Source organism: Cupriavidus sp. UGS-1 (assembly GCF_021213615.1).
In the GTDB taxonomy this organism is placed as follows: Bacteria; Pseudomonadota; Gammaproteobacteria; order Burkholderiales; family Burkholderiaceae; genus Cupriavidus.
Window position 1 is genome coordinate 113,619 of the sequence record NZ_JAJQJF010000016.1, and the last position, 6,066, is coordinate 119,684.

The window sequence follows — 6,066 nt, forward strand, 5'->3', positions numbered from 1 at the left end:
CGTAGCGGAGATCGGCGCCGGTATGGACGACCGCCTTGCAGACTGGCTATAATCGCGCTTCCCATTGGGGAGTAGCCGCCCTGCCGCGCGACACCGCGTTGTGCGACAGGGGCGTACGTCAACAGACTTGACCGCTTGCGGTTATGGCGTGCGCAGCTTCGGAACGGTGCAATGCCTGTTCCAGGGCCTGGCGAGACCGATGACGTCGTTTTTCGGCTGGGCCGGGGAAAACGCACGTCATTGGCATCTCGCGATGCGTCCGGCCCGCTGCTCCGAAAACAACGAATGGAATCCCTGCTCGTCTCGACCGGTATCGTCGCCCTCGCGGAAATGGGCGACAAGACCCAACTGCTGTCGCTGATTCTCGCTGCGCGCTACCGCAAGCCCATCCCCATCATCCTCGGCATCCTGATCGCGACGCTGGTCAATCATGGCCTGGCCGGCGCCCTCGGCGGCTGGATCACGCAAATGGTCGGCCCGGCGCTGCTGCGCTGGATCCTCGGCCTCGGCTTCATCGCGATGGGCGCATGGATGCTGATCCCCGACAAGCTCGACGAGACCGAAAAGCCCAAGGCAGTCAAGGGCGCGTTCGGCGTACTGTGCGCGACCGTGGTGGTGTTCTTCTTCGCCGAGATGGGCGACAAGACCCAGATCGCCACGGTCGCTCTCGCCGCCCGCTTCAGCACCGATATCCTCGCGGTGGTCGCCGGCACCACGATCGGCATGATGCTGGCCAACGTGCCGGCGGTGCTGCTGGGCGAACGCTTCGCGCACCGGCTGCCGATCAAGCTGGTCCACCGCATCGCCGCGGCGGTGTTCGTCGTGTTGGGGGTGGTGGCGCTGATGGATATCGGGGGCTGATCCTGCCACGCGCTTCGGCCACGGAATGCCGGTCGCCGGCTCTTGCCGATTCTCCCGTCACGTGCGGTCGCAACGGTGGAAGCGCCATCGTCGCCACGCGCAATACCAGGGACTTCGTCGACTGCGGTATCACGATCGTCAATCCCTGGGAGTAGCCGGCACGCGAAACCGATGTCCGCAGTGTCAGTTAAGACGCCGTGAACGCACGCGTCATGCGAGTGCCAGGCGAGCCAACGCAATAAAAAAACGGGGCTTTCGCCCCGTTCAAACCCTCGCCGGTCCGGTACTGCGGTCGCCGACTGCGCGGCCACCGGACCGTCGATCACCGATCGGTGGGTTATTGCGTCGTGCTGGCGCCGGCCTCGAACCACTGGCCCAGCAGCGCGCGCTCGTCGTCCGTGATCTGCGTGACGTTGCCCAGCGGCATCGCCTTCTGCTGCACGGCCTGCTGATAGATCAGCTGGGCGTGCGCCTTGATCTCGTCCGGCGTCTCCAGCTTGATGCCCTTGGCCGCGGTCGGCATCATCTTCGGCGCCTCGGCATGGCACTGCACGCAGCGCGCGTTCATGATTTCCTGCACCTTGGTGAAGCTGACCTTGGTCGCGGTGGCGCCGTCCGGCTGCGCGGCGACCGGTTGGCGGGGCTGCGGGGCGATCATCACGGCGACCACGCCCAACGCGGCGACGCCGGCGGCGGGCCACAGGACATTGATCTTGCCCTTGTGCTTGAGGATGAAGAACTGGCGGATCAGCACGCCGGCCAGCATGATCAGCACCAGCACGACCCAGTTGTACTTGTGCGCGTAGGTCATGCTGTAGTGGTTCGACAGCATCGCGAACAGCACCGGCAGCGTGAAATAGGTGTTATGCACGCTGCGCTGCTTGGCGTTCTTGCCGTGGATCGGATCGACCGGCTTGCCTTCGCGCATCGCCGCGACAGTCTTGCGCTGCCCCGGGATGATCCACACCAGCACGTTGGCGCTCATGATCGTGGCGATCATCGCGCCGGTCAGCAGGAACGCCGCACGGCCCGAGAACACGTGACAGGCCACATAGGCGGCCAGCACCACGTACAGCGCGACCAGAATGCCGACCACGCGATCGTTCTTGCCGAACACGCGGCAGATGCAGTCGTAGACCACCCAGCCCACCGCCAGATAGGCAATCGCCAGCCCGACCGCCGCGCCCGGCGACATGTCGTAGACGTTCTTGTCGATCAGGAACGTGCTGGCGTTGAACAGGTACAGCACCACCAGCAGCGCGAAGCCCGTCATCCAGGTCGAGTAAGACTCCCAATAGAACCAGTGCAGGTTCTCGGGCAATTTCTTCGGTGCGGTCAGGTATTTCTGCGGGTTGTAGAAGCCGCCGCCGTGCACGGCCCACAGTTCGCCGCCGACCCCTTTGTCCACCAGTTCGGGATCGACCGGCTTTTGCAGGCTGTTGTCCAGCCAGACGAAGTAGAACGACGAGCCGATCCACGCGATCGCGGTGATCACGTGAGCCCAGCGCAGCAGCAGATTGGCCCAGTCGAGAATGTAGCCTTCCATCTCTTGTCTCCTGTTTCCCTCGCTGCGCGGATCAGCTGCCGCGGTAGGTCGAGTACGACCACGGCGACACCAGCAGCGGCACGTGGTAATGCGCGCTGGTATCGGCAATGCCGAAACGCAGCGTCACCACGTCGAGAAAGGCCGGCTCGGGCAATTGCACCCCGCGCGCACGGAAATAATCGCCGGCGCCGAATTCGAGCTCATAGACGCCGACGGCGAAGTCGGCCCCTTCGAGCAGCGGCTGATCGCAACGGCCATCGTGATTGGTCACAACGGTCTTCAGCGTTTCGCGGCGATTGTCAACAATTTTGGAAAGGGTAATCGACAGGCCTTGGCCGGGAATGCCTGCGGCGGTGTCGAGAACGTGGGTGGTCAAGCGTCCCATGGTCTGGTTCCTTAGCACGTGGGTGGTGAGAGGCGCCGCTGCCTTCACTAGCACCATTTGTGGGTATGGTGCCCGCTCGGTACGTCTTTTCAACGCATCCCGGCGCAGAACGGGTGCATGGCGACAATGCGCTGCACCAATCCGGATGACAACTGCGGGATTACCCGTAGTTGTCGAAAACCTGGTTCGGTTTTGTTGACAATATTGAATGCACAACCAAATAATTGTCAACAATTTTTGGATCGGCGCCATCGAGCGATGCGCGGCCGAACCGTCCACCAGCGGGTGCCACGATGTCCAAGACTCTCAAGCTGATTGCCGGCGCCGATGAAGGCGCCGCGCCCAACGAAACGAAGCCGCGCAAGGGCTCGGTCGAGGAGCGCATGTATCACGAGATCTACGACGCAATCATGGAGCATCGGCTGCCGCCGCGCACCAAGCTGACCGAGCATTCGCTTTGCGAGATCTATGCCACCGCGCGGCACACCGTGCGCAAGGTGCTGGCCCGTCTCGCGGCCGACGGCATGGTGGATCTCGAGCCCAATCGCGGCGCCTTCATCGCCAGCCCTTCCACCGACGAGGCGCACGACATGTTCGAACTGCGCCAGATGCTCGAGCGCGCCGTGCTCGAGAAGCTCGCCGCGCAGCGCAATGTCCGCAGCGTGATCGCGCCGGTGCGGCAGATGGTCCAGCAGGAGCGGCAGGCCTTCCTGAACAACGAGCGTCCCAAGTGGATCCGCCTGTCGGCCGAATTCCATACCGCGCTGGCCGAGCTGTCGGGCAACGCGCTGCTGGTCACGATGATGCGCCGGCTGGTGTCGCGCACCACGCTGATGATCGCCAGCGTCGAGGCGCCGGGCAACAACGCCTGCTCCTTCGACGAACACGAAGCCATTCTCGATGCGCTGGAACAGGGCGACGCCGCCCTGGCGCAATCGCGGATGGCGCACCATCTCGGCGCCTGCGCCGACCGCGTACAGCCCGACGACCCGGGCAGCTTCGACCTTCGCAGCGTGCTGGGACGCTCCACCTAGCACGCTGTTCCACCCTGCCGGCGTCCCGCCCAGCTTTCACCGCCCGCCCAGCCACGCGCACCCTCTAGGTGCCGGCAGCGGGACCGGGCCCGAGTCGTTCCCAACGATCGGGCCGGACATAACAGAAGGCATGCGGACGCCCAGCAAACGTCCAACCATCGGAGAGGAGACAAACACAATGACAAGCGCAAGCACCACGGTCCCCACGGACCTGACCAATGAGCGGCTGCCCTCGGGCCGGCTGCTCGCGCTCGGGCTGCAGCATGTATTGGTGATGTACGCGGGCACCGTGGCGGTGCCGCTGATCGTCGGCGGCGCGCTGAAGCTGCCGAAGGACCAGCTGGCCTTCCTGATCAACGCCGACCTGTTTGCCGCCGGCATCGCCACGCTGATCCAGGCGTTCGGCTTCTGGAAGTTCGGCATCCGGCTGCCGGTGATGATGGGCGTGACGTTCGCTTCGGTGGCGCCGATGATCGCGATCGGCACCGATCCCAATATCGGCCTGCTCGGCATCTATGGCGCGGTGATCGCGTCCGGGCTGTTCGGCATCCTGATCGCGCCGATGATGGGACGGATGCTGGGCCTGTTCCCGCCGGTGGTGACCGGCACCGTGATCACGCTGATCGGCGTGTCGCTGATGCGGGTCGGCATCAACTGGGCCGCGGGCGGCCAGCCGACGACCCGCTCGGTGATCGACGGCGTGGTCAAGGAGGTGCCCAACCTCGCCTACGGCGACCTGACCAATCTGGGCATCGCCGGCGCGGTGCTGGTCATCATCCTGCTGCTGACCAAGTACGGCCGCGGCCTGGTGTCGAACTGCGCGGTGCTGCTGGGCATCATCGCCGGCACGCTGATCGCGATGGCGATGGGCAAGGTGTCGTTCGAAGGGCTGCACGAGGCCAGCTATGTGGCCGTCATCACGCCGCTGCATTTCGGCATGCCGACCTTCCACTTCTCGGCAATCCTGTCGATGTGCATCGTGATGGTGATCACGCTGGTCGAATCGACCGGCATGTTCCTTGCACTGGCGGACATCACCGGCAAGCGGCTGTCCAACGCCGACCTGACGCGCGGCCTGCGCGCCGACGGCCTGGGCACGGTGATCGGCGGCGTGTTCAACACCTTCCCGTACACCTCGTTCTCGCAGAACGTCGGCCTGGTCACGGTGACCGGCGTGCGCTCGCGCTACGTCGCCGCGGCGGGCGGCCTGATCCTGATCGCCTTTGGCCTGTTCCCGAAGATGGCGCACGTGGTCGCCTCGGTGCCGCAGTTCGTGCTGGGCGGCGCCGGCATCGTGATGTTCGGCATGGTCGCCGCGACCGGCATCCGCATCCTGGGCTCGTGCGACTTCACCCGCAACCGCCACAACCTGTTCATCGTCGCGATCTCGATCGGCTTCGGCATGATCCCGACGCTGTCGCCGACGTTCTTCCAGTACCTGCCGAGCTGGACGCATGCGATCACGCACAGCGGCATCGTGCTGGGCACGGTGGTCGCGGTGGCGCTGAACCTGTTCTACAACGGCATGCAGTCGGCCGACGAAGCGATGCGCAACGCGGCCGCCAACAGCCACGGCACGGAGTAAGGCCAGCCGTGCGTTTGCACGCGCCGCCGCTGTGGCCGTTGTTGCCGCCGCGGCGGCGGCGCGCGCCGGGTCGATGCCGTGCGGCCTGTTTTGACAACCCGAGTGACCCTGATGACAAACCATAACTATCCACGCGATCTGATCGGTTACGGCAGCCAGCCGCCGCACGCCCGATGGCCCGGCGGCGCCCGCGTTGCGCTGCAGTTCGTGCTCAATTACGAAGAAGGCGGCGAGAACTGCGTGCTGCACGGCGACGCGGCCTCCGAGCAGTTCCTCTCCGAGATCGTCGGCGCGGCGGCCTACCCCGACCGCCACATGAGCATGGAGAGCATCTATGAATACGGCTCGCGCGCCGGCGTCTGGCGCATCCTGCGCGAGTTCGAGCAGCGCGGCCTGCCGCTGACGATCTTCGGCGTGTCGATGGCGCTGCAGCGCCACCCCGAGCTGACCCGCGCCTTCGTCGAGCTGGGCCACGAGATCGCCTGCCATGGCTGGCGCTGGATCCACTACCAGAACATCGACGAGGCGACCGAGCGCGAGCACATGCGCATCGCGATGCAGATCATCCGCGAGCTGACCGGCAGCGCGCCGCTGGGCTGGTACACCGGCCGCGACAGCCCGAACACGCGCCGCCTGGTGGTCGAGCACGGCGGCT

Annotated in this window: 6 protein-coding genes and 1 riboswitch; of the genes, 4 read left to right on the plus strand and 2 right to left on the minus strand. The window is 65.3% G+C overall.

The genetic code is table 11. The features are described 5' to 3' along the window. Nucleotides 1-54: 54 nt before the first annotated feature. Nucleotides 55-235, plus strand: a riboswitch (yybP-ykoY riboswitch). Nucleotides 236-285: 50 nt separating this feature from the next. Continuing rightward, a complete protein-coding gene (locus tag LRR16_RS19240) occupies nucleotides 286-861 on the plus strand; it encodes a TMEM165/GDT1 family protein (RefSeq protein WP_006576979.1) in 576 nt (191 codons plus the stop codon). 337 nt (nucleotides 862-1,198) lie between these two features. Here the strand turns inward: LRR16_RS19240 and LRR16_RS19245 are convergent, their stop codons facing one another. Both LRR16_RS19245 and uraH read right to left on the minus strand, forming a co-directional pair. After that, complete coding sequence (locus LRR16_RS19245; RefSeq protein WP_006576978.1) at nucleotides 1,199-2,407, minus strand: urate hydroxylase PuuD; 1,209 nt, start codon at nucleotides 2,405-2,407, stop codon at nucleotides 1,199-1,201. Between the two features lie 31 nt (nucleotides 2,408-2,438). After that, on the minus strand, nucleotides 2,439-2,792 hold the full coding sequence (gene uraH, locus LRR16_RS19250; protein ID WP_006576977.1) for a hydroxyisourate hydrolase: 354 nt from the start codon (nucleotides 2,790-2,792) through the stop codon (nucleotides 2,439-2,441). A 293-nt stretch (nucleotides 2,793-3,085) separates the two neighbouring features. Here uraH and LRR16_RS19255 point away from each other — a divergent pair, with 293 nt between their 5' ends. The 3 genes from LRR16_RS19255 to LRR16_RS19265 form a co-directional block, all read left to right on the plus strand. Further along, nucleotides 3,086-3,826: a GntR family transcriptional regulator gene (locus LRR16_RS19255; protein ID WP_006576976.1), complete on the plus strand. Its 741-nt coding sequence runs from the start codon at nucleotides 3,086-3,088 to the stop codon at nucleotides 3,824-3,826. 178 nt (nucleotides 3,827-4,004) lie between these two features. After that, nucleotides 4,005-5,411 carry a nucleobase:cation symporter-2 family protein gene (locus LRR16_RS19260; RefSeq protein WP_023263726.1) on the plus strand — a complete coding sequence of 469 codons (1,407 nt, stop codon included), beginning with the start codon at nucleotides 4,005-4,007 and terminating at the stop codon, nucleotides 5,409-5,411. Between the two features lie 111 nt (nucleotides 5,412-5,522). Beyond that, nucleotides 5,523-6,066 (plus strand): polysaccharide deacetylase family protein (locus tag LRR16_RS19265; RefSeq protein ID WP_232206828.1); only part of this gene is annotated, 544 nt, incomplete at its 3' end.